23 protein-coding genes are annotated in these 26,262 nt (G+C 73.4%); 18 read left to right on the top strand and 5 right to left on the bottom strand.

Annotation, left to right across the window (positions count from 1 at the left end; translation table 11 throughout):
• Positions 1-73 precede the first annotated feature (73 nt).
• Positions 74-1,501 (bottom strand): argininosuccinate lyase, encoded by a 1,428-nt coding sequence (argH, locus tag ACIP93_RS20405; RefSeq protein WP_401760778.1) that lies wholly within the window; start codon positions 1,499-1,501, stop codon positions 74-76.
• Between the two features lie 322 nt (positions 1,502-1,823).
• Here argH and ACIP93_RS20400 point away from each other — a divergent pair, with 322 nt between their 5' ends.
• The 3 genes from ACIP93_RS20400 (at position 1,824) to ACIP93_RS20390 (ending at position 5,401) form a co-directional block, all read left to right on the top strand.
• Positions 1,824-3,182 carry an NAD(P)/FAD-dependent oxidoreductase gene (locus ACIP93_RS20400; RefSeq protein ID WP_401760776.1) on the top strand — a complete coding sequence of 453 codons (1,359 nt, stop codon included), beginning with the start codon at positions 1,824-1,826 and terminating at the stop codon, positions 3,180-3,182.
• Positions 3,183-3,305: 123 nt separating this feature from the next.
• The gene (locus ACIP93_RS20395; protein WP_401760775.1) at positions 3,306-3,854 is read left to right on the top strand and encodes a TetR/AcrR family transcriptional regulator; all 549 of its coding nucleotides are present in this window, start codon (positions 3,306-3,308) and stop codon (positions 3,852-3,854) included.
• On the top strand, positions 3,851-5,401 hold the full coding sequence (locus ACIP93_RS20390; protein ID WP_401760773.1) for an MFS transporter: 1,551 nt from the start codon (positions 3,851-3,853) through the stop codon (positions 5,399-5,401). Before ACIP93_RS20395 ends, ACIP93_RS20390 begins: the two co-directional genes overlap by 4 nt.
• 80 nt (positions 5,402-5,481) lie before the next feature.
• On the opposite strand, the gene ACIP93_RS20385 is transcribed toward ACIP93_RS20390, so the two are convergent.
• Positions 5,482-6,153, bottom strand: coding sequence for a 1-acyl-sn-glycerol-3-phosphate acyltransferase (locus ACIP93_RS20385; protein WP_189827421.1), 672 nt, complete (start codon positions 6,151-6,153; stop codon positions 5,482-5,484).
• Between the two features lie 277 nt (positions 6,154-6,430).
• Between ACIP93_RS20385 and ACIP93_RS20380 the strand changes: the two genes are divergently transcribed.
• The 3 genes from ACIP93_RS20380 to ACIP93_RS20370 all read left to right on the top strand — a co-directional run bounded on the left by ACIP93_RS20380 (position 6,431) and on the right by ACIP93_RS20370 (position 8,741).
• Positions 6,431-7,594 carry a glycerophosphodiester phosphodiesterase gene (locus ACIP93_RS20380; protein WP_401760771.1) on the top strand — a complete coding sequence of 388 codons (1,164 nt, stop codon included), beginning with the start codon at positions 6,431-6,433 and terminating at the stop codon, positions 7,592-7,594.
• A 91-nt stretch (positions 7,595-7,685) separates the two neighbouring features.
• Positions 7,686-8,204 carry a sigma-70 family RNA polymerase sigma factor gene (locus tag ACIP93_RS20375; RefSeq protein ID WP_401760769.1) on the top strand — a complete coding sequence of 173 codons (519 nt, stop codon included), beginning with the start codon at positions 7,686-7,688 and terminating at the stop codon, positions 8,202-8,204.
• 36 nt (positions 8,205-8,240) lie between these two features.
• Positions 8,241-8,741, top strand: a complete 501-nt coding sequence (locus ACIP93_RS20370; protein ID WP_345224822.1) for a GNAT family N-acetyltransferase — start codon at positions 8,241-8,243, stop codon at positions 8,739-8,741.
• Between the two features lie 7 nt (positions 8,742-8,748).
• On the opposite strand, the gene ACIP93_RS20365 is transcribed toward ACIP93_RS20370, so the two are convergent.
• On the bottom strand, positions 8,749-9,207 hold the full coding sequence (locus ACIP93_RS20365) for a hypothetical protein (RefSeq protein ID WP_401760766.1): 459 nt from the start codon (positions 9,205-9,207) through the stop codon (positions 8,749-8,751).
• Position 9,208: 1 nt separating this feature from the next.
• A complete protein-coding gene (locus tag ACIP93_RS20360) occupies positions 9,209-9,568 on the bottom strand; it encodes a hypothetical protein (RefSeq protein WP_345224826.1) in 360 nt (119 codons plus the stop codon).
• A 509-nt stretch (positions 9,569-10,077) separates the two neighbouring features.
• Here ACIP93_RS20360 and ACIP93_RS20355 point away from each other — a divergent pair.
• The 8 genes from ACIP93_RS20355 (at position 10,078) to ACIP93_RS20320 (ending at position 22,291) form a co-directional block, all read left to right on the top strand.
• Positions 10,078-11,148 carry an ATP-binding cassette domain-containing protein gene (locus ACIP93_RS20355; RefSeq protein ID WP_345224829.1) on the top strand — a complete coding sequence of 357 codons (1,071 nt, stop codon included), beginning with the start codon at positions 10,078-10,080 and terminating at the stop codon, positions 11,146-11,148.
• Positions 11,145-11,813 (top strand): methionine ABC transporter permease, encoded by a 669-nt coding sequence (locus tag ACIP93_RS20350; RefSeq protein WP_345224832.1) that lies wholly within the window; start codon positions 11,145-11,147, stop codon positions 11,811-11,813. The genes ACIP93_RS20355 and ACIP93_RS20350 overlap by 4 nt, the downstream gene beginning before the upstream one ends.
• A 72-nt stretch (positions 11,814-11,885) precedes the next feature.
• Positions 11,886-12,743 (top strand): MetQ/NlpA family ABC transporter substrate-binding protein, encoded by an 858-nt coding sequence (locus ACIP93_RS20345; RefSeq protein ID WP_401760763.1) that lies wholly within the window; start codon positions 11,886-11,888, stop codon positions 12,741-12,743.
• Positions 12,744-12,982: 239 nt separating this feature from the next.
• Positions 12,983-13,633: a GNAT family N-acetyltransferase gene (locus ACIP93_RS20340; protein ID WP_401760761.1), complete on the top strand. Its 651-nt coding sequence runs from the start codon at positions 12,983-12,985 to the stop codon at positions 13,631-13,633.
• A gap of 125 nt (positions 13,634-13,758) precedes the next feature.
• The gene (gene cbiE, locus ACIP93_RS20335) at positions 13,759-14,994 is read left to right on the top strand and encodes a precorrin-6y C5,15-methyltransferase (decarboxylating) subunit CbiE (protein ID WP_401760759.1); all 1,236 of its coding nucleotides are present in this window, start codon (positions 13,759-13,761) and stop codon (positions 14,992-14,994) included.
• Between the two features lie 484 nt (positions 14,995-15,478).
• Positions 15,479-19,771, top strand: a complete 4,293-nt coding sequence (gene cobT, locus ACIP93_RS20330) for a nicotinate-nucleotide--dimethylbenzimidazole phosphoribosyltransferase (protein ID WP_401760757.1) — start codon at positions 15,479-15,481, stop codon at positions 19,769-19,771.
• Between the two features lie 366 nt (positions 19,772-20,137).
• Complete coding sequence (cobA, locus tag ACIP93_RS20325) at positions 20,138-21,412, top strand: uroporphyrinogen-III C-methyltransferase (protein WP_380837871.1); 1,275 nt, start codon at positions 20,138-20,140, stop codon at positions 21,410-21,412.
• Between the two features lie 63 nt (positions 21,413-21,475).
• Positions 21,476-22,291 (top strand): TrmH family RNA methyltransferase, encoded by an 816-nt coding sequence (locus tag ACIP93_RS20320; protein ID WP_401760755.1) that lies wholly within the window; start codon positions 21,476-21,478, stop codon positions 22,289-22,291.
• Between the two features lie 66 nt (positions 22,292-22,357).
• Here the strand turns inward: ACIP93_RS20320 and ACIP93_RS20315 are convergent, their stop codons facing one another.
• Positions 22,358-23,674, bottom strand: a complete 1,317-nt coding sequence (locus ACIP93_RS20315; protein WP_401760753.1) for a serine/threonine-protein kinase — start codon at positions 23,672-23,674, stop codon at positions 22,358-22,360.
• 231 nt (positions 23,675-23,905) lie between these two features.
• Here ACIP93_RS20315 and ACIP93_RS20310 point away from each other — a divergent pair, with 231 nt between their 5' ends.
• From ACIP93_RS20310 to ACIP93_RS20295, 4 genes are all read left to right on the top strand, one after another.
• Positions 23,906-24,154 (top strand): hypothetical protein, encoded by a 249-nt coding sequence (locus ACIP93_RS20310; protein WP_345224850.1) that lies wholly within the window; start codon positions 23,906-23,908, stop codon positions 24,152-24,154.
• Between the two features lie 238 nt (positions 24,155-24,392).
• Complete coding sequence (locus ACIP93_RS20305) at positions 24,393-24,614, top strand: hypothetical protein (protein ID WP_345224851.1); 222 nt, start codon at positions 24,393-24,395, stop codon at positions 24,612-24,614.
• 340 nt (positions 24,615-24,954) lie between these two features.
• The gene (locus tag ACIP93_RS20300; RefSeq protein WP_401760751.1) at positions 24,955-25,851 is read left to right on the top strand and encodes a phosphotransferase family protein; all 897 of its coding nucleotides are present in this window, start codon (positions 24,955-24,957) and stop codon (positions 25,849-25,851) included.
• A gap of 82 nt (positions 25,852-25,933) precedes the next feature.
• The gene (locus ACIP93_RS20295) at positions 25,934-26,236 is read left to right on the top strand and encodes a zf-TFIIB domain-containing protein (RefSeq protein ID WP_345224853.1); all 303 of its coding nucleotides are present in this window, start codon (positions 25,934-25,936) and stop codon (positions 26,234-26,236) included.
• The last annotated feature ends 26 nt before the right edge of the window (positions 26,237-26,262 follow it).

Here is a 26,262-nt window from a genome sequence, read left to right as displayed (position 1 = left end):
GCGTCGGGCGCGGCACGGACGGAGGGGCCCGGACGCGGTGCGTCCGGGCCCCTCCGTCCGTGCGTGGCGGGTGCTACTTCTTGGCCTCGGCCCACGCGTGCTGGGTCGCCAGGTCCGCCTTCACCTCGGCGAGCTGGACGGCGACCGCCGACGGGGCCGTGCCGCCGCGCCCGCTGCGGGAGGCCAGGGCGCCCGGGACGTTCAGCACCGTGCGCACCTCGGGCGTCAAGTGCTCGGAGATCTTGGCGAACTGCTCGTCCGTGAGCTGGTCGAGCTCGATGCCCTCCGCCTCGCACACCTGCACGCACCCGCCCGCCACCTCGTGTGCCACCCGGAACGGCACCCCCTGCTTGACCAGCCACTCCGCGATGTCCGTGGCGAGCGAGAAGCCCGCCGGGGCCAGCTCCTCCATCCGCTCGCGGTGGACGGTGAGGGTGGCCATCATGCCGGTGAAGGCGGGCAGCAGGACTTCGAGCGTCTCGCAGGAGTCGAAGACCGGCTCCTTGTCCTCCTGGAGGTCCCGGTTGTACGCGAGGGGCAGGGCCTTGAGCGTGGCCATCAGGCCGGTCAGGTTGCCGATGAGGCGGCCCGACTTCCCCCGGGCCAGCTCGGCGATGTCGGGGTTCTTCTTCTGCGGCATGATCGAGGAGCCGGTGGAGAAGGCGTCGTGGAGGGTGACGAAGGAGAACTCCTTCGTGTTCCAGATGATGATCTCCTCGGCGATCCGGGAGAGGTTCACGCCGATCATCGCGGTGATGAACGCGAACTCGGCGACGAAGTCCCGGGAGGCTGTTCCGTCGATGGAGTTGCCGGCCGACCCGCGCTCGAAACCGAGGTCGGCGGCGACCGCCTCGGGGTCCAGGCCCAGCGAGGAGCCCGCCAGGGCCCCCGAGCCGTACGGGGACACGGCGGTACGGGTGTCCCACTGCCGCAGGCGCTCGGCGTCCCGGGACAGCGACTGCACGTGCGCGAGGACGTGGTGGGCGAAGAGCACGGGCTGGGCGTGCTGGAGGTGGGTGCGGCCCGGCATCGCCACGTCCGGGTGCGCCTCGGCCAGCCCGACCAGCGCGTCCTGGAGTTCGGCGAGCAGGCCGCCGATGATCCGGGCGTGGTCGCGCAGGTACATCCGGAACAGGGTGGCGACCTGGTCGTTGCGGGAGCGGCCGGCCCGGAGCTTGCCGCCGAGGTCGGCGCCGAGGCGCTCGATGAGACCCCGCTCCAGCGCCGAGTGGACGTCCTCGTCGGCGATGGTGCCGGTGAAGTCGCCCGAGGCGACGTCCGCCTCGAGCAGGTCGAGTCCGGCCAGCATGCGGGTCAGCTCGTCGGCGGTGAGCAGTCCGGCCCTGGCGAGGACGCGGGCGTGGGCGCGGGACCCGGCGATGTCGTACGGCGCGAGCACCCAGTCGAAGTGGACGGACGCGGACAGCTTGGCCAGGGCCTCGGCCGGACCGTCGGCGAACCGGCCGCCCCAGAGCCGGCCTTCACCGGTGTTGCTGCTCACAGCTGGAACTCCTCAAGAGGTCTCGATGGGCGGTCCCCTCCCCGCGCGGAGGCACGGGGAGGAAACACGTCGTGGGCGTAACGAGTGACCGTCGGACGAGGTCGCTCCGGGCCGCGGCCCCCGACGTCGGTAGGCATAACTATGCGGAGGTCTGTATGTTTTGTCAAAGTGTTCACGGCGGGCGCACGGGGCCGGGCGGAGTTCCGGACGATCTCCCCCGGATGCTTCGCGAATCCCCCGCCAACGAGCGGGCAGGCGCAAGAACGCCGATGCTGGAGACGATTTCCGCGATTCCCGCCGGAGCGAAGGAGCAGTGGACACGATGACGCGACCGAGGATTGTGGTGGTCGGCGCAGGATTCGTAGGAGTCGAGTGCCTGCACCGCCTGGAACGCAAGCTCTCCCCGCGCGACGCCGAACTGATCCTGATCTCCCCCCAGGACTACCAGCTCTACCTCCCCCTGCTCCCTCATGTGGCCGCCGGGGTGCTGACCCCCCAGTCCGTCGCGGTCTCGCTGCGCCGCCGCCTGCGCCGCACGAAGATCGTGCCGGGCGTGGCCATCGGCATCGACGCCGAGGCGAAGGTGTGCATCGTCCGCAAGACGACGGGCGAGATCACCGCCAAGCCGTACGACCACCTGGTCATCGCCGCCGGGTCCACGACCCGCACCTTCGACATCCCGGGCCTCACCGACCACGCGCTGGGCGTCAAGACGCTCGGGCAGGGCGCGTACATCCGCGACCACGTCATCGAGCAGCTCGACCTCGCGGCGGCGGCCGTGGACGAGGAGGAGCGCCGGGCGCGCCTGCAGTTCGTGGTGGTCGGCGGCGGTTACGCGGGCGTGGAGACGGCCGCCTGCCTGCAGCGCCTGACCACCAACGCGCTCAAGCGCTACTCCCGGCTGGACCCCTCCCTGGTCCGCTGGCACCTGGTCGACGTGGCCCCGCGGCTGCTGCCCGAACTGGGCGAACGGCTCGGCGTCAAGGCGATGGCGATGCTGCGCGAACGCGGCATCGAGTTCTCGCTGGGCACGTCGGTGGCCTCGGTCGACGACACCTGCGTCAAGCTGACGGACGGCCGCTCCCTCCCCTCGCGCACGCTCATCTGGACGGCGGGCGTCGCCGCGTCCCCGCTGGTCACCACGCTCGGCGCGGAGACGGTCCGGGGCCGGATCATCTCCTCCGACCAGTTGAAGGTGCCGGGTTACGACGGTCTGTACGCGGCCGGCGACGTGGCGGCGGTGCCGGACGTGGCCAAGGGCGGCGACGCGATCTGCCCGCCGACCGCCCAGCACGCGCAGCGGCAGGGCAAGGTGCTGGCCGACAACATCGTCGCGAGCATGACCGGCGCGCCCCTGAAGCCGTACATCCACAAGGACCTGGGCCTGGTGGTGGACCTGGGCGGCGCCGACGCGGTCTCCAAGCCGCTGGGCGTCGAACTGCACGGGCTGCCCGCGCAGGTGGTGGCGCGCGGCTACCACGTGATGGCCCTCCCCACGCTCACCGCGCGGGCGCGCGTGCTCGTCAACTGGGGGCTCAACGCGGTGGCGGGCGACGACTTCGTCCGTACCGGGTTCCAGGACAACAAGCCGAAGACGCTGCAGGACTTCGAGCGGACGAAGTCGTACCTGGCGCCGGAGGAGGTCAAGGCGTACGGAGCCGAGGTCCGCGCCCAGGCCTGACCGCCCGCACGGACAGGTCTCCCTCGCCCCGCCCCGGGCCCGGAAGCGGTCCCCACCGCCCTCCGGACCCGGGGCAGTCGCATGCTTGAGACGTTTACGTCTCACCCGGGCTATTCTTGTCTCATGACAGTCGACCGCGACCGTGTCCTCCGCTCCGCCGCCGCCCTCCTCACCCGCAAAGCCACCGCGACCATGGACGAGGTCGCCAGGGCCGCCGGCATCGGACGGGCCACCCTGCACCGGCACTTCGCCGGGCGGGACGCCCTCATCAAGGCCCTCGAAGAGCTCGGGCTGCGCGAGCTGGACGCCGCGCTCGACGCCGCCCGGCTCGACGAGGACACCGCGACCGAGGCGCTGCGCCGCCTCATCGCCGAATCCGAGTCCGCCGCCGGGCTGTTCGCCTTCCTGATCACCGAGAACCAGCTCTTCGAGGACCAGCAGAACGAGGGCTGGGACCGCGTCGACGCCCGCATCGCCGCCCTCTTCCGGCGCGGCCAGGAAAGCGGTGAGTTCCGCATCGACCTCGGCCCGGCGTGGCTCACCGACGCCCTGTACGGGCTCGTCACCTCGGCCGCCTGGTCCATCCAGGACGGCCGGACCGCCGGCAACGACTACCAGCACATGATCGTCGAGTTGCTGCTCGGCGGTGTACGACGGAGCGTGGAGAAATGACAAGCACCGAACAGCGGAACGCGGGAGCGCCGAAGTCCGCGGGCGCGGCCGGGCCGGGCCGCTGGCTCGCGCTGGCCGTCCTCGTGTTCGCCGTACTGCTGGTGGCCGTCGACGCCACCGTCCTCGGCCTCGCGACGCCGTTCCTGAGCGAGGACCTCAAGCCCTCCGGGACGCAACTGCTGTGGATCGGTGACGTCTACTCGTTCGTCATCGCGGGCCTGCTCGTGTCGATGGGCAGCCTCGGCGACCGGATCGGACGCAAGAAGCTCCTGCTCACCGGTGCCGTCGCGTTCGGCGCGGTGTCCGTGCTCAACGCGTACGCCACCAGCCCCGAGATGATGATCGTCGCCCGCGCCCTGCTCGGCGTCGCCGGTGCGACCCTCATGCCGTCCACCCTCGCGCTGATCCGCAACATCTTCCACGACCCCAAGGAACGCAGCCTCGCCGTCGGCATCTGGGGTGCGGCGGCCTCCGCGGGCGCCGCGGTGGGGCCCGTCGTCGGCGGGTTCCTCCTGGAGAACTTCTGGTGGGGCTCGGTCTTCCTCATCAACCTCCCCGTCATGGCCGTCCTGGTCGTCGTCGGCATCAAGCTGCTGCCCGAGTCCAAGGACCCCTCGCCCGGCCCCTGGGACCTGCTCAGCGTGCTGCTCTCGCTGGTCGGCATGGTCGTCGTCGTATACGCCGTCAAGGAAGCGGCCGTGCACGGCTTCCGCTGGGACATCGCGGTCGCCGCGGTCGTCGGAATCGGCGCGCTCCACTGGTTCGTACGCCGTCAGCGCACCCTCCCGTCCCCGCTGCTGGACATGCGCCTCTTCCAGCACCGCGGCTTCTCCGGCGCCGTCCTCGCCGACCTGCTGACCATCCTCGGCCTCTCCGGGCTGGTCTTCTTCCTCTCCCAGTTCCTGCAACTGGTCCAGGAGCGCTCCCCGTTGCAGGCCGGGCTCATCGAACTCCCGGCCGCGGTGGGCGCCGTGGGCGCGGGTCTGGCCGCCGGGTTCCTGGCCCGGCGCACCTCGGTGCGCCTCGCGGTGTCGGGCGGGCTCACCGCCGTCGGGCTCGCGCTCGCCGCCTGCACCCTGCTCACCGCCGACACCGGCGTCGTGGCGCTCGGCTGCGCGCTGTTCCTCGGCGGCCTCGGTGCCGGCCTCGCCTTCACCGTCACCGCCGACGTGATCCTCTCCAGCGTCCCCAAGGAGCAGGCGGGCGCCGCCTCCGCCGTCTCCGAGACCGCCTACGAGCTCGGCGCCGCCCTCGGCATCGCCCTGCTCGGTTCCATCGTCACCGGCATCTACCGGGGCTTCCCGGTGCCGGACGGGGTGCCCGCCGACGTGTCGGCGGCCGCGCACGACTCGCTGGGCGGGGCCGTGGAGTCCTCCGCCGTGCTGCCCCAGGACCAGGCCGCCGTCCTCCTGGCGTCCGCCCGGGACTCCTTCACCGACGGCTTCCAGACCGCCGCCCTGGTCGGTGCGCTGGTGCTGTTCGCGACGGCCTGCGCCGCCTGGTTCATGCTGCGCGGCCAGAAGCTCGAAGAGGGCGTCGAGCACTGACGTACACGCGAGACACGCCCACGGGAGAGGGCCCGCCGGAAACATCCGGCGGGCCCTCTCCCGTGGCGAACCGGCCGCGGTCAGGCGGCCTTGGCCTTCGTGGCGTACATGTCCACGTACTCCTGGCCCGAGAGCTGCATGACCTCCGACATCACCGAGTCGGTCACCGCGCGCAGCACGTAGCGGTCGCGGTCCATGCCCTCGTAGCGCGAGAACTCCATCGGCTTGCCGAAGCGCACCGTCACCTTGCCCGGCCGGGGCAGGCCCGCGCCGCCGGGCTGGATCTTGTCGGTGCCGATCATCGCGAACGGGACGACCGGCGCGCCCGTCATCAGGGTCAGACGCGCGATGCCGGTGCGGCCCCGGTAGAGGCGGCCGTCGGGGGAGCGGGTGCCCTCGGGGTAGATCGAGAACATCTTGCCCTCCTCCAGCACCCGGCGGCCGGTCATCAGCGCCGCGACGCCGCCGCGCCCGCCGTCCCGGTCGACCGGGATCATGCCGCAGCTCGTGAAGAACCACGCCATCAGACGGCCCTTGAGGCCCTTGCCCGTGACGTACTCGTCCTTGCCGATGTAGTGGACCTGACGCTCCAGGCAGATCGGCATGATCATCGAGTCGATGAACGTGAGGTGATTGCCGGCGAGGATCACCGGACCCGTCCCCGGGATGTTCTCAGCGCCCTCCACCTGGGGGCGGAACATCAGACGCAAGATCGGTCCGAGCACTGCCTTGATGAGCCCGAGACGGGACAACGGTTCCTCCGAAGTCGTGGATTCCGGCGAACGGAATCAGGTTTACGCGGGACGGCGCAGGTGAGGACGATACTCGCGGGTCACCGCTGATCGCACATCGGGTTCACCGATCGGATACACAGTGTTGACCTGTGTTTGCGGTGCGTTCCGTCCAGTGTCTCCCCTCCGTCATGCGTACGCGTCTACGATCGGGCCCCCATCGGGGCACGGGCCGGTCAAGCGCGGGTCAAGAACGCGCCGGCCCATCTGAAGATCGACAGGACACCGAGGAGCTTTCATGACACAAGGTGCGGAATTCGGCCCGGGGCGGCGGACACTGCTCGGTGCGGCGGTCCTCGGCGCGTCCGGCGCCGCCCTCGGGATCTCCGGCACGGCACAGGCCGCGGAATCCGTGAGACGCGGCGACGGCCACGGCACACCCGCCTACCGGCGGCTGCCGTCGCCCACCGTCGTCGCCCACCGCGGAGCCAGCGGCTACCGCCCCGAGCACACCCTCGGCTCCTACCAGCTCGCCCTGGACATGGGTGCGCACGTGATCGAGCAGGACCTCGTCCCCACCAAGGACGGCCACCTGGTCTGCCGCCACGAGAACGACATCACCGGCACCACCGACGTCGCCGACCGCCCCGAGTTCGCCGCCCGCCGCACGACCAAGTCGGTCGACGGCGTGAAGCTCACCGGCTGGTTCACCGAGGACTTCACCCTCGCCGAGCTGAAGACCCTGCGGGCCAAGGAGCGCATCCCGGCCGTCCGCCAGCGCAACACGGTCTACGACGGCCGCTGGACGATACCCACCTTCGAGGAGGTGCTGCGCTGGGCCGAGAAGGAGGGCCGCAGGCGCGACCGCCCGGTGTGGCTGCACGTGGAGACCAAGCACCCCACCTACTTCCGGGACCTCGGCCTGGGCCTCGAGGAGCCCCTCGCCCGCCTCCTGCGCAGGTACGGCCGCCACCAGGCGAACTCCCCGACCTTCCTGCAGTCCTTCGAGCCCGGCAGCATGCAGCGCATGGCGAAGCTGGTCGCCGCCCCCCGCGTCGTCCTGCTGGGCGCGGCCGGCGACCGCCCCTGGGACTTCGTGCGGTCCGGCGACCCGCGCACGGTGGCGGACCTGGTCACCCCCCAGGGCCTGAAGTGGATCTCCTCGTACGCCCAGGGCATCGGCCCCACCCTCGACCTGGTCATTCCGCGCGACGCCGCCGGCAAGCTCGGCAAGCCGACCACCCTGGTCCGCGACGCCCACGCCAGGGGCCTGGTCCTGCACCCGTACACGGCCCGCAACGAGAACGCCTTCCTGCCCGCCGACTTCCGCAGGGGCGCCGACCCGGCCGCCCACGGCGACGTCTTCAAGGCGCTGCGCACCTACTTCGCCACCGGCATCGACGGCATCTTCTCGGACCACCCGGACACGGCCCTCCTCGCGGCGGCCGACCACCGTCCCTAGCCCGCCCCCTCCGTCGTCGACCCGTTACCCGTACGGGTGAGTCGCGCCCGGACCGGCAACCGCGCCGGCTCCGGGCCGCGTCCCGCCGGGCATGGATCTACAGCCACACGAGGTGCAGGCGCTGACCCCCCTCCTCGCCGCCGAGGCCGCGGCGGAGGCGCCGGGCGCCGGGGTCGACGCCGCCGACCTCGAACAGGCCGTCTGGGTTCGGCTGCTGGAGCACCCCGGCACGGCCCTGCCGCCCCAGCCCGCGGGCCTGCTGCGCGGCGCGGTCCGCGCGGAGGCCCGGCTCGCCCGCCGCCGGGTCAGGCGGGAGGCCCCGTACGCCGCCGAACCCGCGACGGCGTACGACGCGGGTCCCGAACCGGAGGCACTCGCCGCCGAACGCCGCCGCGCGCTGCGGGCGGCGGTCCGCCGCCTGCCGGCCCGCTGCCGTCCGCTGCTCTCCCTCCTGCTGTCGCCCGCAGACCCCACCTACCGGGAAATCGCAGGGGAGTTGGGAATGTCACAAGGGAGTTTGGGGCCGATGCGTTCCCGTTGCCTGGGATGCCTGCGCAGAATGCTCGCGGCGGAGGTTGCGCCCCCTGCGCGCAGGGGAATGGAGCCGTAGAACCGGCCGGTGGAGCGGGCGAGCAGGAGGCAGCACATGGGCACGAGCGTGATCATCTCTGCGGTGGCGGACGAACGGGACGCCGAGCAGATCCTCAAACTCCAGTACCTCTGCTACCAGAGCGAGGCTGAGCTGTACGACGACTACACGATCGAACCCCTCACCCAGTCCCTGGCGGACCTGACGGCCGAACTCGGCCGGGGTCACGCGCTGGTGGCCCGCCTGGGCGACGAGGTGGTCGGCTCGGTCCGGGCGACGGTCGACGAGAACGGCACGGCGCACATCGGAAAGCTCATCGTGCACCCGCGCATGCGCCGCCACGGCCTGGGCGGCCGCCTGCTCACCGCGGTGGAGACGCACCTCGCCGCCTCCCTGGACGCGAAGCGCTTCCGCCTCTTCACCGGACACCGCAACGAGACCAACCTCCGCCTCTACCGCAGCAGGGGCTACGCGACGGTCTCGAAGGAGCAGTCCACCCCGAAGCTGACCCTGATCACGCTGGAGAAGGAAGCCGAGGACTACGCCACCAGCGCCTGACCTCTTCTCAGAGGCCCGGGGGCGAAGCTCCCGGGCCCGCGCCGCGCACCCCCTGCGCGGCCCGGCGCGTCCGCAACCACCACAACCCGGTCACCGGCAGGATCACCGGAATCAGCAGGTAACCCAGCCCGAACTTCGACCACACGGTCGCGTCCGGGAACGACCCCGGCGACACCAGCGTCCACGTCCCGACCACCAGCACCCCCGCCAGCTCCACCGCACAGCACCCGAGCGCGACCTTCCGCGCCGTCTCCCCGCCCCGTACCAGCGTGTACGTGATGAACGCGTACACCACGGCCGCCACCGCGGACAGCGTGTACGCCAGCGGCGCCCGGTCGAACTCCGTCGCGATCTGGTAGGCCGACCGCGACACGGCCCCCACCGACATCACCCCGTACAGCCACACGAGCAGCAGCCCGGGCCCCTTCACGAGCCTCTTGCGCCCGGGGGCGGTCTCCGCGCTCATCTCAGCCACTCCAGATGTCGTACAGCCGTACTTCCAGCACGGCGAGCACGACCGCGCCCGCCGCCACCGTGATCGACCCCCACTTGGTCCGCTCCGCGAGCGACATGAACCCCGCGGCGGGGACGGCGGCGAACGAGCCGATCAGGTACGACACGAAGATCACGTTCCCCTCCGCCGGCTTCTCGCCCCGCGCCAGCATCACGATGCCGACCACCAGTTGGGCGAGGGCGAGGACGGTCACCACGGCCATGCCGATGAAGTGCCAGTCCTTGGTGGGCTGGTCGCGGTAGGCGGCGTAGCCGCACCACGCGGCGAGGGCGAGCGCGGCCACGGCGACCGCGACCGTCAGGGCGTCAAGCATGAGAGGGAGCGTACTGGGCGCTTCCGGACGCTTTCCCCGCAGCCCCCGCCCCCGCGCCCGGCGTGGCGTTGGCCACACACGCGCCCGCGCGCCCCTTGTCAGCACCGGGCGGCCGGTCCCGCGGGTGTCCACCCCTGGACACACTCTGTCCGCTATACGGACAGAAGTCCTCCGTCCGCACGCCCGTCTGGTTTACTCGTTCCCATGACCACGACGAGCAGCCGCACCCTTGCGACCGAGGCGATGATGACGCCCGGTGCTCGTTGTATGTGTCGAATGTGCGACTTCTGAGGGCCCCCGCCTGAGCCTCGCGCCCCGAAGCGAGACCCGGTCCCGGCCGCATCGCGTACGTGCCGTCACCCGGCCCGTGCGCGACCGCGCCGCCCGCCCCGCGCGCCCTCGGCCTCCCGGAACACCCCGAGCCGAGCTGAGCCGCGCCCCCGGACACCTGCCCCGTGCGTCCGGCGGACACGAACCGCCGCGCACTCGACGACAGTGATGGAAACCCTGTGATCACCACTACTGGCCTGACCAAGGTCTACGCCTCGCGCGGCCGTGAGGTCACCGCCCTCGACGGCGTCGACCTGCACGTCCGCGAGGGCGAGGTGTTCGGCGTGATCGGTCAGAGCGGCGCCGGCAAGTCCTCGCTCATCCGCTGCGTCAACCTGCTGGAGCGCCCCACCTCCGGCACCGTGACCGTCGACGGCGTCGACCTCACCGCACTCGCCGGCCGCGGCCCGCGCGCCGGCAAGGAGCTGCGTGCCGCCCGCTCCCGCATCGGCATGGTCTTCCAGCACTTCAACCTGCTGTCCTCGCGCACCGTGCAGGGCAACATCGAGCTGCCGCTGGAGATCCTCGGCGTCTCCGGCAGGGAACGCAGCCGCAAGGCGCTGGAACTGCTGGACCTGGTCGGCCTCGCCGACAAGGCCAAGGCGTACCCCGGCCAGCTCTCCGGTGGCCAGAAGCAGCGCGTCGGCATCGCCCGCGCCCTCGCCGGCGACCCCAAGGTGCTGCTCTCCGACGAGGCCACCAGCGCCCTCGACCCCGAGACCACCCGCTCGATCCTCCAGCTCCTGCGCGACCTCAACCAGCAGCTCGGGCTGACCGTCCTGCTCATCACGCACGAGATGGACGTCGTCAAGACGATCTGCGACTCGGCCGCCCTGATGAAGCGCGGACGCGTCGTGGAGACCGGCACCGTCGCCGAACTGCTCGCCACCCCCGGCTCCGAGCTGGCCGCCGAGCTGTTCCCGGTGACCGGCCGGGCGACCGGTCCCGGCGGCACCGTCATCGACGTCACCTTCCAGGGCGAGGCCGCCGGCCGGCCCGTCATCTCCCAGTTGTCCCGGACGTACAACATCGACATCTCGATCCTCGGCGCCGCGATGGACACCGTCGGCGGCAGGCAGATCGGCCGGATGCGCATCGAGCTGCCGGGCCCGTACGAGGAGAACGTCGTCCCGATCGGCTTCCTGCGCGAGCAGGGCCTCCAGGTCGACCACGTCGAGTACGCCGACGAAGCCGAGCCCGCCGACGCACCGGCGCAGACCCCCGCCCTGGTCAAGGAGAGTGCCAAGTGACCTGGTCCGACATGCAGCCACTGCTCTCGCAGGGCATCATCGACACGCTCTACATGGTCCTGTGGGCCACGGTCGTCTCCGTCCTCGGCGGACTTCCGCTGGGCCTGCTCCTGGTCCTCACCGACAAGGGCGGCCTGCTCCAGAACACGGTCGTCAACAAGGTCGTCGGCGTGATCGTGAACATCGGCCGCTCGCTGCCCTTCATCGTGCTGCTCATCGCGCTGATCCCCTTCACGACCCTGGTGGTCGGTACGTTCATCGGCCCCAGCGCCATGGTCGTACCGCTCGCCATCGGCGCCATCCCCTTCTTCGCGCGTCTGGTCGAGACGGCCGTCCGCGAGGTCGACCACGGGCTCGTCGAGGCCGCCCAGGCGATGGGCGGGGGAGTGCCGACGGTCGTCTTCAAGGTGCTGCTCCCGCAGGCCCTGCCGACCCTGGTCTCCGCCGTCACCACCACGGTGATCGTCCTCGTCGGCTACTCGGCGATGGCCGGAGCGGTCGGCGGCGGCGGCCTGGGCAGCGTCGCCGTCAACTACGGCTACAACCGCTTCGAGACCAACTTCATGCTGATCACCGTCGCGGTGCTGATCGTCCTGGTGACGGTCGTCCAGCTGATCGGCGACGGCGCCGTGCGCCTGCTCGCCCGCCGGGGCCGCACCTCCTGAACCCTCCTCCCCCTGAGCCCGCACTCCTTGTCCGGGCGAACTCTCCACAAGATCAAGAAAGAGGCACTTTTCGTGCGCAAGAACATCAAGATCTCCGTCGCCGCCGCCGCTGTCACCGCGCTCGCCCTGGGCGTCTCCGCCTGCGGCACGGCCTCCGACCCGGGCGCCAAGACCGACGGCGCCAAGGCCGACACGACCAAGCCGCTGACCGTGGCCGCGTCGCCGACGCCGCACGCCGACATCCTCAACTTCGTGAAGACGAAGCTGGCCGACAAGGCGGGACTCAAGCTGGAGGTGCGGGAGTTCTCGGACTACGTCCTGCCGAACACCGCCACCCAGTCCGGCGAGGTCGACGCCAACTTCTTCCAGCACAAGCCCTACCTGGACGACTTCAACAAGAAGCGCGGCACGTCCATCGTCCCGGTCGTCAACGTCGAGCTGGAGCCCCTCGCGCTCTACTCCAAGAAGGTCGAGGACCTCAAGGGCCTCAAGGCCGGCCAGACCGTCGCCGTCCCCAACGACACCACCAACGAGGGCCGCGCCCTGCACCTGCTCGCCGACAACGGCGTGATCGTGCTCAAGGACGGCGTGGGCGTCGACGCCAAGCTGTCCGACATCAAGGACAAGAAGGGCCTGGAGTTCAAGGAGCTGGAGGCCGCCTCGGTGCCCCGCGCCCTGGACCAGGTCGACGCCGCCGTCATCAACGGCAACTACGCCATCCAGGCCAAGCTGAAGCCCTCCGAGGACGCCCTCGCCACCGAGAAGGCCGACGGCAACCCGTACGCCAACTTCCTCGCGGTCAAGAAGGGCAACGAGAAGGACCCGCGCGTCGAGAAGCTCGCCGAGCTCCTCAACTCCGACGAGGTCAAGAAGTTCATCGAGGACAAGTACACCGGCCTGGTCGTCCCGTCCTTCGGCGCCGTCAAGTAGGTCCCCGCACGCCGCCTCCCACGCCAAGTGCCGTCACCCGTACGGCACTTGGCGACCGAGCCCCGTACTCCCGCGCGGAGTGCGGGGCTTCGGGCCGCTGACCGGCCGTCACCCGCGCCGCCGACCCGGCCATGCGCGGCGCCCGAGCCGTGCGGCATGCTGTGCCTTCACGCCCGTACGACCGCGGAATCGTTTCCCGCAACGATCCGGCCCGACGCCTCTTCGGTATGGAGCAGCGCATGACAACCACCTTCCCGGACGTCTCCATCAGCACGGACCGGCTGGTGCTGCGCCCCTACGAGGAGGCGGACATCCCGGCGCACATCGAGATGATGAACGACGAGGCGGTGACCGCCTGGACGACCGCCCCGCACCCCTACACCGCGCGCGACGCCGAACGCTGGGTGCGCCGCATCGCGCCCACCGAGCGCACCCAGGGCCGCGGCATCGTCTTCGCCGTCACCGAGTTCCTCACCCACCGGCTCGTCGGCCTCATCCACCTCTCCCGCACCGACTGGCACATCCGGGCAGCCGAGATCGGTTACGTCACGGCCCCCTGGGCCCGCGGCGAGGGCTACGCCACCGAAGCCGTCCTCGCGACCACCCAGTGGCTCTTCCGCGACCAGCGCTTCGAGCGCGTCGAGCTGCGCACCCCGGCCGACAACACCGCCGCCCAGCAGGTCGCCCAGCGCGTCGGCTGCATCAGCGAGGGCGTCCTGCGCAACGCCTGGATAGCGCGTACCCGCACCGAGAACGGCACCGCCGAAGGCTGGACGGACATCCGCACCGACCTCATCGTGTGGAGCCTGCTGCCCGAGGACCTGGAGGGCGTCTCCGACCGGATGGCCGACGCGGGCGGCTACGCGTCGGCGTACACCGACTGGAACTGAGAACCCCGGCCGCGAGAGCGCCGCAGGTGGTCTGGACCAGGTACTCTCAGCCTGCCCCGCGCAGCGCCCCCCAAGCTCCACCCTCCAGCCCTGCCCCAGCCCTACCCCTCAGGAGACAGACCACGATGGCCGACCGCGTCACGGTGATCGGCTGGGACGGCTCGCCCCTCACCGCCGCGGCCACCTCCGCCCTCGCGGCCGCCACCCTCGTCGCCGGCGCCCCGCACCACCTGGACCTCCCCGAGGTCCCCGCGGGCGCCGAACGCATCCGGCTCGGCAGCGTCGACCTCGCCGCCCGCCGGATCGCGGGCCACCGGGGCACCGCCGTCGTCATGGCGGACGGCGACCCCGGCTTCTTCGGCGTCGTCCGCACCCTGCGCGCCCCCGAACACGGCCTGGAGGTCGAGGTCGTACCGGCCGTCTCCTCCGTCGCCACCGCGTTCGCCCGCGCCGGAATGCCCTGGGACGACGCCCAGGTCGTCGTCGCCCACCGCCGCACCCTGCGCCGGGCCGTCAACGTCGTGCGCGCCCACACCAAGGTCGCCGTCCTCACCTCCCCCGGCGCGGGCCCGGCCGAACTCGCGCTGCTCCTCGACGGAATCCACCGCACCTTCGTCATCTGCGAGGAACTGGGCACCGACCGCGAGCGCATCACCGTCCTCACCTCCGAGAAGGCCGCCGACCACGCCTGGCGCGACCCCAACGTCGTCATCGCCGTCGGCGGCACCGCGCCGCCCGCCGAGGGCGGCGGCTGGCTGCTCGGCCAGGACGGCTCCCAGCCGCGCGAACCGCGCGGCTGGGCCCTGAACTCCGAGGAGTACGGGGAGGACCTGGCCGACGGCGAGACCCCCGGCCTGCGCGCCGCCCAGCTCGCCCGGCTCGGCCCGCGCACCGGCGACCTCGTCTGGGACATCGGCTCGGGCTGCGGCGCGTTCGCCGTGGAGGCCACCCGGTTCGGCGCGGCCGTCATCGCCGTCGACGAGAGCGCGGACGCGTGCGTGCGCGCGACGGCCGCCGCCCGCCGCTTCGGCGTCCAGCTCCAGATGGTGCGCGGCACGGCCCCGCACGTCCTGGAGGACCTTCCCGAACCCGACGTGGTACGCATCGGCGGCGGCGGGGTCCCCGTCGTCCAGGCCTGCGTCGACCGCCGCCCCGAACGCATCGTCACCCACGCCCAGACCCGGGACGCCGCCGAGGAGATCGGCCGCACGCTGGAGGAGGGCGGCTACACCGTCGAGTGCACCCTCTTCCAGACCGTCGACCTGCACGCGGCGGGCCAGTGGGAGGAGCGCCGGCGCTCCGTCGTCTTCCTGCTGACCGGCCGCCGCCAGGAGCGCGTCACCCGCGACCCGCGCGTCTGACGCCCCCCTCCCCGCCACCCCGTGCGCCCGGTCCCGGCCGGTTCGGGACGGTCGTACCCGATCCGGCAGGACCATGTCCCCCTCTTCGCGCGGATGTTCTACGGATCGCTCCCCAGGGCGAGTGCTGTCGGTGGCGCGGGGTAGGCTGGCCGATCGTTGTACCGCAGATGGGCGCTTGGCGGAACGTTCGCCAATGTCCTGAAACGGGGCCCGCTTTGGGGCACCCCGTGGTACGGCGGACCCGGGACGCGCGCGACGTGGCGCAGCCCACAGCGGGCCGTGGCGGATCTCCCTGCCCCGGCCTGCCCAGGGCCGCGACAATGCTGGGTGTCCGCGGAACCTTTCGTGCCGCACGACACCTCCGCTCGTTCAACCAGGAACGGGCGGGGCCGTGTCGGGCGGCCGTTCCGGGCGACGGGGCCCTGCCGGCGGAAGGCGGCGCGGCCGAAGAAGCGTTGGCGGCACAGATGAGCGAGGGGTACGCATGACTGACACCGGCCAGGTCCCGGGCGAGGGACTGCCGGAGAACGCAGGCATGGTGGAGCAGCCGGGCGTCCCCGCCCCGGGTGCCTACACCTTCCTCGACCCCTCCGACCCCGCCGCCCAGCACTCCGGGGACACCGGCGACGCCGGGATGGACGACGACGACGTCCTCCTGATGCCGGCCGCGCAGGGCGCGTGGAGCGACCCGCAGGTGGTCCCCGCGCAGCCCCCGCTCCCGCCGCAGCCCGAGACGGGCGCGCACGAGGCCGGCGGCCGGGACTCCGGTTCGGTCGACCTCTCCGGTGTGCGGATGCCCCCGCCGCCCGTGTCGATGACACCGCCCCCCGCCCGGCGCCCCCTCCACCTGGGCCCGCCCGTGCCGGACACCTCCGGCGGGGTCGTGCGCTCCCTGGCCGACCGGGGCCCCGCCGCCGCGACGCAGAGCCCGCAGACCACGACACAGGCCGCCGCGCCCGTACCGGGGCAGGCCCCGGCTCCGGCCGCCACGCCCGCTCCGGGCCGGCTCGCGGCCCCGGCCGCCGCCGCGCAGGCGCGGCACGCGGGACCGCCGACTGCGCGCCCCGAGTACCTGGACATCCCGGGCGAGGAGGCCGCGCTGCTGCCCGGCCCGCAGCTCGGTGTGATCCCCTCGCAGGGTCCGACGCCGTGGGCGCAGCCGCAGGCCGCGCAGCCCGGGGCGCAGCAGGTGCAGACGGCTTCCGTGCCCGTGCCCGCGCAGGGTGTCCCGGCGGACGGTGCCGCCGTCGCGGCCGGCGTGCCCGCGCAGGCAGAGGAGGCGCGGACGCACGTCCAGGTGCCGGAGACCGCGGCTCCGGTGCAGGACGTTGCCGGGGCGGAGACGGCCCAAGCCCAGCCGTACCAGGAGCCTCAGGGGGGCGCAGCAGAAACGGTCGTCCCGGAACAGAGCGCTCCGGAAGCGGTGGTTCCTGAAGCCCCCGAGACCTCCGAGGTCCCCGCGACCACCGAGGCCCTCGCGCCTGCGGCCCCGGCTCCCGCCGCGGCTGCTCCCGCCGCTCCTGCTCCCGCTGCCGTTCCCGCCGAGGAGCTTCCGGCCCCCGAGGCCGCCGCCGATGCCCCGAGCCCGGTGGTCGAACCCGGCCCCGAGCAGGCCATGCCCACGGCCCCGGTGCCGGCCCAGGGTGTGCCACAGGGTGAGTTCGTCCAGGTCGAGGGTTCGGTGCCGGACGGCACCCACCTGGCCCCGACGCCGCCGGCCGCACCGGTCGTCGTTGCGGCGGCGGAGGCCCCGGCTCCGGACGTCCCGGTGGGGGAGACCCCGGCCGAGGCCGTGCCCGTACAGGAGACCCCGGCCGTCGTGCAGGAGACTCCGGCGCAGGTCGCTCCGACCCCGGATGTCCAGACGGACGCGACGCCCGAGGAGGGCACGCCGGCGAACGGCACGCCCGTGGACGGCACGCCCGCCGCCACCGAGCAGGCAGTGACGACCCCCGAGCCGCCCGTGGCCCCGGAGCAGACGCAGGCCGCCGTGCCGGTGGAGCCTCCGGCGGACGCGCCCCCGCAGCACGCTCCGGAGCCGCCGAGCGCTCCCGCGGCGGAGGCGGGGACCGAGCCTATGGCCGTACCCCAGGAAGCGGAGCCGTCCGCGGAGGCCGAGGCGCCGGCCCCGGCCGACCAGCCCGTCGTCGTACCGGCCGAGCAGCCCGGCGAGGCACCGGCACCCCTCGCCGTCGTACCGGCCGAGCAGCCCGACGACGTACCGGCCCAGCCCGTCGTCGTACCGGCCGAGCAGCCCGGCGAGGCACCGGCACCCCTCGCCGTCGTACCGGCCGAGCAGCCCGACGACGTACCGGCCCAGCCCGGTGACGTACCGGCCGAGCAGCCCGGCGAAGCGTCGGCCCAGCCCGCCGACGCACCGGCCGAGCAGTCCGCCGACGTATCCACCGAGCAGTCCGCCGCCACCCCGGCCGAGCACCCCGCGGACGCCCCGGCCCAGCCCGCCGACGTGCCCGCCGAGCAGTCCGTCACCGTGCCCGCGCCGCGCGACGGTGGCCCGGTCGCCCAGTCGGCCGCGCAGTCCGTCCCGGCGGACCCTGAGGTCCTGGCTGCGGGCGACGCCCAGCCGCAGCCGGTCCCGGCCGAGCAGGCGCTGCCCGTGGCCGACGAGCCCGTGGCGGCGCAGCCGCAGTCCGTTCCGGCCGAGCCGACCGGGACGACGCCCGAGCCCGTCCCCGCCGAGGGGCGGCCCGAGCCCGCTCCGCAGCCCGAGGTCGCGGCGCCGGCCTCCGATGCCGCTCAGGCCGTCCCGTCCGTACCGCAGGAAGTCCCGTCCGTACCGCAGGAATCCGTACCGCCCCGGCCCGTCCCGCAGCCGGAACCCGTACAGCCCGCGCAGTCGATACAGGAGGAATCCGTGCTGTCCGTGCAGCCGGAGCCCACCGCCCACGCCGGGCCCGAAGCACCGCAGACCCCGCAGGCGCCCGCGCAGCCCGCGCAGGAAGCCGCACCCGCAGCCGACGTGCCCGAAGGCCCGCAGGTCATCGAGACGGCCGAGGTCCCCGAGCCCGCCGCGGCCCCGGCGACGCCCCCCGCCCCCGGTTACGACGACGCCGAGCGCGAGGCGGTCCTGCGCGTGATGCGCGAGCGCCGCGACATCCGCAACGGCTTCCGCAGCGACCCCATCCCGCACGAGGTCCTCCTCCGCGTCCTGGAGGCCGCGCACACGGCCCCGAGCGTCGGCCACTCCCAGCCCTGGGACTTCGTCGTCATCCGCTCTGCCGAGACGCGCCGCGCGATGCACGAACTGGCCTCCCGCCAGCGCGACGCCTACGCGAAGTCGCTGCCCAAGGCCCGGGCGAAGCAGTTCAAGGAACTGAAGATCGAGGCGATCCTCGACACCCCGGTCAACATCGTCGTCACCGCCGACCCGACCCGCGGCGGCCGCCACACCCTCGGCCGCCACACGCAGCCGCAGATGGCCCCGTACTCCTCGGCGCTCGCCGTCGAGAACCTCTGGCTCGCCGCGCGCGCCGAGGGCCTGGGCGTCGGCTGGGTCAGCTTCTTCGACGAGCGCGAGATGGTCCGGGCCCTCGGCCTCCCCGAGCACCTGGAGGTCGTGGCCTACCTGTGCGTCGGTTACGTCGACGAGTTCCCGGAGGAGCCCGAGCTGCTCCAGGCGGGCTGGTCCAAGCGCCGCCCGCTGTCCTGGGTCGTCCACGAGGAGACGTACGGCCGCCGGGCCCTGCCCGGTGAGGAGCCGCACGACCTGCTCCAGGAGACGGTCTCCAACATCCGCCCGCTGGACGCGAAGGCGCTCGGCGAGGCGTGGGAGCGGCAGAAGCGGATGACCAAGCCGGCCGGGGCACTCGGCATGCTGGAGATCATCTCCGCCCAGCTCAGCGGACTGGCCCGGGTCTGCCCGCCGCCCATCCCGGAACCGGCCGCCGTCGCGATCTTCGCGGGCGACCACGGGGTGCACGCCCAGGGCGTCACGGCCTGGCCGCAGGAGGTCACCTCCCAGATGGTGGCCAACTTCCTCGGCGGGGGAGCGGTCTGCAACGCGTTCGCCAACCAGGTCGGCGCGGAGGTCTGCGTGATCGACGTGGGCGTCGCGGGCGACCTCCCGGCCACCCCCGGCCTGCTGCCGCGCAAGGTCCGCGCGGGCACGGCCGACTTCACGACCGGCCCCGCGCTCTCCCGCGAGGACGTGCTGGCCGCGATCGAGGTGGGCATCGAGACGGCCCGCGACCTGGTGGCGGCGGGCAACAAGGCCCTGCTCACCGGTGAGATGGGCATCGCGAACACGACGGTCTCGGCCGCCCTGATCTGCGTCTACACCGGCCAGGACCCGGCCGAGGTCACGGGCCGGGGCACCGGCATCAACGACGAGATGCACGCCCGCAAGGTGGACGTGGTCCGCCGCGCCCTGGACCTCCACAAGCCGGAGCCCGCGGACCCCGTCGGCGTCCTCTCGGCCGTCGGCGGCCTGGAGCACGCGGCGCTGGTCGGGTTCATCCTGGGCGGCGCGTCCCTGCGCGTCCCGGTCCTGCTGGACGGCGTGAGCGCGGGCGCGGCGGCCCTGGTGGCGCGGGCGGTCGCCCCGGAGGCCCTGGCGGCGTGCATCGCGGGCCACCGCAGTGCGGAGCCGGGCCACGTGGCCGCGCTGAACAAGCTGGGCCTGCGCCCGCTGGTCGACCTGGACCTGCGCCTGGGCGAGGGCACGGGCGCGCTGCTGGCGCTGCCGGTGGTGCAGAGCGCGGCGCGGGCGATGCACGAGGTGGCGACGTTCGACTCGGCGGGGGTCACGGAGAAGTAGCCCGCGGGGGGCGTACCAGTCCGTCCGGCGTCCGAGGACGCGCGGCGGAGCCGGGCAGGGGGCGAGGGGCGCGGCCCGTCGTGAACAGCGCCCTCCACCGAGCCCCGCGGGTTCAGGTGAGGGGGCGGGGCCGCAGGCGACCGGAGTGCCGGGTGCGGGGCGCAGCACGGTCGCGCCGCGCCCCGCCCCGCCCGCCCCTCCGGGGCCCGAAGCGACCCCCCACCCCCCGCCCCGTAAAGTAAGCCCCGCACCTGCCGAACCCCTCCCCACCAGCGCCGCTCCACCGCCGCAGCGGCTCACCCGGCCCCGGCACCCCCTCCCCAGGCGGGGGCCCGCCAAGCCCCACCCTCCCGAGGAGCCGCACCCATGACCGCGCACGCCGCAGGCGACCCGCACCAGGCCGGAGCGACGCGGGGAGCCGAACCGCCCGCCTACCCCGTGGGCCTCCGCCTCTCCGGCCGCCGCACGATCGTCCTGGGCGGCGGCCAGGTGGCCCAGCGCCGCCTGCCCGCCCTCATAGCGGCCGGCGCGGACATCACCCTGATCTCGCCCTCCGCCACCCCCTCCGTCGAGGCCATGGCCGAAGCCGGCGAGATCACCTGGCAGCAGCGCCGCTACCAGGAGGGCGACCTCGCCGACGCCTGGTACGTCCTGATCTCCTCCAGCGACCCCGAGGCCAACGCCACCGCCTCCGCCGAGGCCGAACGCAACCGCACCTGGTGCGTCCGCTCCGACGACGCGGAGGCCGCCACCGCCTGGACCCCCGCCACCGGCCGCTGCGACGACGTCACCGTCGCCGTCCTCACCGGCCACGACCCGCGCCGCTCCGCCGCCCTGCGCGACGTGATCGTGGAGGGCCTGCGCGAGGGCACCCTCGCCGCCCCGCACCACCGCCCCCGCACCGCCGACGACGCCCCCCGCGTCCACCTGGTCGGCGGCGGGCCCGGCGACCCCGACCTGATCACCGTCCGGGGCCGCCGCCTCCTCGCCGAGGCCGACGTCGTCATCGCCGACCGCCTCGGCCCCCGCGACCTCCTGGACGAACTCCCGCCGCACGTCGAGGTCATCGACGCCGCGAAGATCCCGTACGGCCGCTTCATGGCCCAGGAAGCGATCAACCAGGCCCTGATCGACCACGCCAAGCAGGGCAGGACGGTGGTGCGCCTCAAGGGCGGCGACCCCTTCGTCTTCGGCCGGGGCATGGAAGAGGCGCAGGCCCTCGCCGCCGAAGGCATCCCCTGCACGGTCGTCCCCGGCATCTCCTCCACCATCAGCGTCCCCGGCGCGGCCGGCATCCCGGTCACCCACCGGGGCGTGGCCCACGAGTTCACCGTGGTCAGCGGCCACGTCGCCCCCGACGACCCGCGCTCCCTGGTCGACTGGGAGGCCCTGGCCCGCCTGCGCGGCACGCTCGTGCTCCTGATGGCCGTCGAGCGCATCGGCGCGATCGCCGACGCCCTGGTCGCGTACGGCCGCTCGCCCGAAACCCCGGTGGCGATCATCCAGGAGGGCACCATGGCGACCCAGCGCCGCGTCGACGCGACCCTGGCCACGGTCGGCACGACGGCCAAGGCCGAGAACGTCCGACCGCCCGCGGTCATCGTCATCGGCGACGTAGTCTCGGTGAACCCCCCGCAGTAACCGGGGGTAACGACCGCTTCCGCCCCCTTGGGCACCGCACCCACGACAAGGCAGTATCACCCTGTGGCCGATCTCCTCACCATCGACGACCCCGACGACCCGCGCCTGCGCGACTACACGGGCCTGACCGACGTCGAGCTGCGGCGCCGCCGCGAGCCCGCCGAGGGCCTGTTCATCGCGGAGGGCGAGAAGGTCATCCGCAGGGCCCGCCAGGCGGGTTACGAGATGCGCTCGATGCTGCTCTCCGCCAAGTGGGTCGACGTCATGCGCGACGTCATCGACGAGGTCCCGGCCCCGGTGTACGCGGTCAGCCCGGACCTCGCCGAGCAGGTCACCGGCTACCACGTGCACCGCGGCGCGCTCGCCTCCATGCAGCGCAAGCCGCTGCCCGGCGCGGCCGAACTCCTCACCACCGCCCGCCGCGTGGTCGTCATGGAGTCGGTCAACGACCACACCAACATCGGCGCGATCTTCCGCAGCGCCGCCGCCCTGGGCATGGACGCCGTACTGCTCTCCCCGGACTGCGCCGACCCGCTCTACCGGCGCTCCGTCAAGGTCTCGATGGGCGCGGTCTTCTCCGTACCGTACGCACGCCTGGAGTCCTGGCCCGGCGACCTGGAGACGGTCCGCGAGGCGGGCTTCACGCTCCTCGCCCTGACCCCCGCCGACAAGGCCCGCTCCCTGGACGACGTCGCCCCGCACACCATGGACCGGGTCGCCCTCATGCTCGGCGCGGAGGGCGACGGCCTGTCCCGCCGGGCCCTGGTCGCCGCCGACGAGTGGGTCCGCATCCCGATGGCCCACGGCGTGGACTCCCTGAACGTGGGCGCGGCCGCCGCCGTCTCCTTCTACGCGGTGACGACGGGCCGTCCCGCCTAGCCGGGCGCCGTACGACGACGGCGCTCCGCCGCACGGCGGAGCGTCGTCGTCACGCGGGCTTCGGCCCTACGCGGGGCACTCGTCCACCGTCGGCGGGCACCCGGCGCCGGCCGTGCCCGACACCACGATGCCCGCGCCCTTCGACTCCTTCGGCCCCTGACACCCCTGGGCCGCCGCGATGCCCAGCGCGACCAGCAGCGTCACCACCACGAACACGACCAGCCGCTGCCGCAGCAGCCGCGGATTCGCGGGACGCAGCTTCCCGCCCGAGGTGGGCCGGGCTCCCGGCCGCGTTCCCTTGCGGGCGGTCCCGGAGCGGGTGGTGTTCCGCGCGGCGCCCTGCTTGCCGGGCCCGGACGGCCGTCCGGTGCGACGCGGTCCTGACCCGCCCCGCGAGGGCGACTGGGCCGGGGGAGCGGAGGACCCGCGCGACGCCTGGCCGCCACCGCCCTCCGTCCGCTGCTGCGTGCTCCGCTGCGTGCGCTGGTCGGCGTACGCCTCCCGGTCGGCCCCGCGCTGTACGGGCGGACGCTTGTCGGAGCCGCCCGGGGCGGAGCCCCCCTGCGCCTCCCGGGCCGCGATCTCCTTCAGCCGCATCGAGAGCTGGAGGGTGCTGGGACGTTCCTCCTGCTCCTTCGCCAGGCAGGCCCGCACCAGCGGAGCCAGGGCGTCCGGCACGCCGTCCAGCAGGGGCTCCTCGTGCACCACCCGGTAGAGCATGACCTCGGAACTGCCCTGCCCGAACGGCGAATCGGCGGTCGCCGCGTACGCCAGCGTCGCCCCCAGCGCGAAGACGTCCGTCGCGGGTGTCACCGCGGCCCCGCGCACCTGTTCCGGGGCGAGGAACCCGGGCGAACCCACCGCCGTCCCCACATGCGTCAACGTGCTCGCGCCCGTCGCCCACGCGATGCCGAAGTCGATGATCCGGGGCCCCTTGGGCGACAGCAGGATGTTCGACGGCTTGAGGTCGCGGTGGACGACCCCGGCCTCGTGCACGGCCACCAGCCCCTCCGCGAGCGCCGCCCCGATCGCCGCGACCTCGGCGGCGACCAGCGAGCCCTCCTCGGCCACCCGGTCGTGCAGCGAGGGCCCGGGAACGTACTGGGTCGCGAACCACGGCCGGTCGGCGTCCAGATCGGCCGCCACCAGCCGGGCCGTGCAGCCGCCCCTGATCCTCCGCGCGGCGGACACCTCACGCGCGAAACGCGACCTGAATTCCTGATCCTCTGCCAGATCCGGCCGGATCACCTTCAGCGCGACCCGCTGGCCGCGCCGGTCCGAGCCCAGGTAGACCACACCCATGCCGCCCGCGCCGAGCCGCCGGTGAATCCGGAACGAGCCGACGACACGCGGGTCCTCGCGCCGGAGCCGCATCATCGCCATGTCCGTCCCCTACCTCCGGTGGGGCCTCCCCCACCCCACTTCCGACCGGTCCGTTCGACGTGGCACAGCTTACGTATCCCTGGCGCGGTGTGCTCATAGGCCACACCCGCCCGCACCGATCGATTGTCAGTGCCGGGTGCGAGACTTGAGGAGTGGTCAGGGAACGTGTGTTCCCATCTTCCTGACCCCTGCTCCTTCCCAACGGGCAACAGCAGAAGGGGGATTGGATCCATGAAGGGCGATCGAGTCGAGATAGTGGTGGACGCCGGAGACACCACCCGGACGTACGAAATGGTGGCCAGCAGGGCCGGCCGCAGGGTCGAGACGGCGGTCCGCAGGGGGGTGGTGGAAGTGAGTGAAGTCACCCGCAACGGCAGCGTCGTGCGCACGGCGCGCTTCATGGCCACCCGCGTGCTGGCCCTGGTCGAACAGCCGGTGCCGAGGGAAGACGCCTCGGAGCGGCCCGGCACGGCGGGCTGAGCCCGGGGGAGACCCCCGCGCGACCCCTCGGGGATGACCCCGAGACCTCCACCCGCCTCTCCACCCAGGGGAGTACGCCGTCACCCGGCGGCTCATCCTCCGGGAGGCCGTTCAATCGGTACGAGGGCATGACGACCCGGTGGGCGCCCGCCCCTAATCTTGAAATCAAGCGGTGGGTGCAGCACTCGTCCCCCGAGGTCAGACGCCCGCCGCTTACCAAGACGACAGGGAGAGGACCATGGCGGACACGGCATCGAGGACGATGATTCGCTCGCACGCGATCCGCGTCCGCGGACGCCGTGCCCTCGCCGCCTCCGGCGGCCGCCCCACCGGCCCGCGCCACCCTCTGGTGGCAACGGCCATGGTCCTTCCCCTGGCGGCCCTGCTCCTCTTCCTCTTCGGAGGCTGGGAAGCGGTGGCCACACAAGCGTCGTCCGTGGGCATGTTGCTGGGGCGCTGAGCGGCGCCCCCGACCCGGAAGAGCGGTCCGGGTCGGGACAACACCAAGCCCATCAGCCCCGTGGGGACGGGGGTGCGGCGGACGGCTGAGTTTGCCCGGACAGCTGGGGAGCTGTCCGGGCAAACGCGTTTCCAACGCGGGGCGCGGGACGCGGGGTGCGGGTGGGTCGAGGCGTTGGTACGTGCGGGTGCGTCGTGGCTGGTCGCGCAGTTCCCCGCGCCCCTGACGGCATGCCCTCCGGGCAGCCGTTCCCGTCCCCTTGGGGGAGGGCGGGCAAGGAGGGACGGCCCCTCCCGCTTCCGGCCCGCCCGGACGCCCCCGGCCTAGGCTCCGTAGGACCATGTCCCTACACGCCCCCGCCCCCGAACCCCTCGCCGACCGCCCCGACGGCACCGTCGTCCGCCACGGCCCCCTCGTCCTCAAGACCCACGCCCCCGACTCCGACCCCACCGCCCTCGCCACCCGCATCGGCATCGCCGCCCACCCCCTCCTCTCCGGCATCCTGCTGCCCCCGCTCCCCACCCCCGACGGAGCCGCCCCCGCCCACCCCGGCCGGCCCCTCTCCGCCTGGCCCTACGGCACCCCCGTCGCCCCGGACGACCCCGACGCCGCCCCCTGGGCGGAGACCGCAGCCCTCCTCGCCCGCCTGCACCGCACCGACCCCGCGGCCCTTCCCGCCGGCCTCCCGCCCATGCGCGGCCCCGCCAAGGCCGCCCGCGCCGTCGCCCGCATGCGTGCCGCCGCCCCCGACGCCCCCCGCGCCGTCCTCCAGGCCTGGCACGGCCTCCCCGCCTGGGCCCGCGACGAAACCGGCCCGGCCCGCCCCCGCACCGCCCTCTGCCACGGCGACCTCCACCTCGGCCAGCTCGTCCGGCACCCCGCACCCGACGGCCCCTGGCACCTCATCGACGTCGACGACCTCGGTCTCGGCGACCCCGCCTGGGACCTGGCCCGCCCCGCCGCCTGGTACGCGGCGGGCCTCCTGCACCCCGACGACTGGCAGCGCTTCCTCGCCGCCTACCGCGCCGCGGGCGGCCCCGCCGTGCGCCCCGAGGGCGACCCCTGGCCCGAACTCGACGTCGCCGCCCGCGCCCTGACGGTCCAGACGGCCGCCCTCGCCCTCGCCAAGTCCGCTGCCGAGGCCCGCCCCCTCGACGAGGTCGAGCAGCTCATGATCGACTCCTGCGCCCGGATCGCCTCGCTCCCGCCGGAGGAGGACGCGGCCCCTCCGCCATAGGGTGAATCCGGCCCCACCGGGCATGCATCCCGGCGGCGCGGGAGACCCGTACCGGACGACCGACAACCGAGGAGCGAACCCCATGCACTGTCCCAAGTGCCACGCCCCCATGCACACCTTCAACCGCAACGGCGTCCAGATCGAGCAGTGCGCCAACTGCCGCGGCATCTTCCTGGACTACGGCGAGCTGGAGTCCCTGACCCGCCTGGAGGCCCAGTGGTCCCAGCAGGCCCCGCCGCCCGCCGGCCCGCCCCCGCAGGGCTACCCCGCCGCCCCCGCCCCCGCCTGGGGAGCCCCCCAGCACGGCGCGCCCTACGGCGGCCAGCACGGTCACCACGGCCACCACCGCCAGAAGGGCTTCGGCCGGATGCTCTTCTCCTCCTGACCCGGCCAGGCACACGAAGAAGCCCC

This window comes from Streptomyces sp. NPDC088745 (assembly GCF_044751045.1).
GTDB classification, from domain to species: Bacteria; Actinomycetota; Actinomycetes; order Streptomycetales; family Streptomycetaceae; genus Streptomyces; species Streptomyces cremeus.
The sequence above is the reverse complement of the archived record's forward strand: the minus strand, read 5'-3'. Positions and strand labels throughout refer to the sequence as shown.

Excerpts from the sequence above, each read along its gene's own strand:
- ACIP93_RS20400 (WP_401760776.1), top strand. The coding sequence starts at position 1,824 with ATGACGCGACCGAGGATTGTGGTGGTCGGCGCAGGATTCGTAGGAGTC.
- ACIP93_RS20395 (WP_401760775.1), top strand. The coding sequence starts at position 3,306 with ATGACAGTCGACCGCGACCGTGTCCTCCGCTCCGCCGCCGCCCTCCTC.
- ACIP93_RS20390 (WP_401760773.1), top strand. The coding sequence starts at position 3,851 with ATGACAAGCACCGAACAGCGGAACGCGGGAGCGCCGAAGTCCGCGGGC.
- ACIP93_RS20380 (WP_401760771.1), top strand. The coding sequence starts at position 6,431 with ATGACACAAGGTGCGGAATTCGGCCCGGGGCGGCGGACACTGCTCGGT.
- ACIP93_RS20375 (WP_401760769.1), top strand. The coding sequence starts at position 7,686 with ATGGATCTACAGCCACACGAGGTGCAGGCGCTGACCCCCCTCCTCGCC.
- ACIP93_RS20370 (WP_345224822.1), top strand. The coding sequence starts at position 8,241 with ATGGGCACGAGCGTGATCATCTCTGCGGTGGCGGACGAACGGGACGCC.
- ACIP93_RS20365 (WP_401760766.1), bottom strand. The coding sequence starts at position 9,207 with ATGAGCGCGGAGACCGCCCCCGGGCGCAAGAGGCTCGTGAAGGGGCCC.
- ACIP93_RS20360 (WP_345224826.1), bottom strand. The coding sequence starts at position 9,568 with ATGCTTGACGCCCTGACGGTCGCGGTCGCCGTGGCCGCGCTCGCCCTC.
- ACIP93_RS20340 (WP_401760761.1), top strand. The coding sequence starts at position 12,983 with ATGACAACCACCTTCCCGGACGTCTCCATCAGCACGGACCGGCTGGTG.
- cbiE (WP_401760759.1), top strand. The coding sequence starts at position 13,759 with ATGGCCGACCGCGTCACGGTGATCGGCTGGGACGGCTCGCCCCTCACC.
- cobT (WP_401760757.1), top strand. The coding sequence starts at position 15,479 with ATGACTGACACCGGCCAGGTCCCGGGCGAGGGACTGCCGGAGAACGCA.
- cobA (WP_380837871.1), top strand. The coding sequence starts at position 20,138 with ATGACCGCGCACGCCGCAGGCGACCCGCACCAGGCCGGAGCGACGCGG.
- ACIP93_RS20315 (WP_401760753.1), bottom strand. The coding sequence starts at position 23,674 with ATGGCGATGATGCGGCTCCGGCGCGAGGACCCGCGTGTCGTCGGCTCG.
- ACIP93_RS20310 (WP_345224850.1), top strand. The coding sequence starts at position 23,906 with ATGAAGGGCGATCGAGTCGAGATAGTGGTGGACGCCGGAGACACCACC.
- ACIP93_RS20305 (WP_345224851.1), top strand. The coding sequence starts at position 24,393 with ATGGCGGACACGGCATCGAGGACGATGATTCGCTCGCACGCGATCCGC.
- ACIP93_RS20300 (WP_401760751.1), top strand. The coding sequence starts at position 24,955 with ATGTCCCTACACGCCCCCGCCCCCGAACCCCTCGCCGACCGCCCCGAC.
- ACIP93_RS20295 (WP_345224853.1), top strand. The coding sequence starts at position 25,934 with ATGCACTGTCCCAAGTGCCACGCCCCCATGCACACCTTCAACCGCAAC.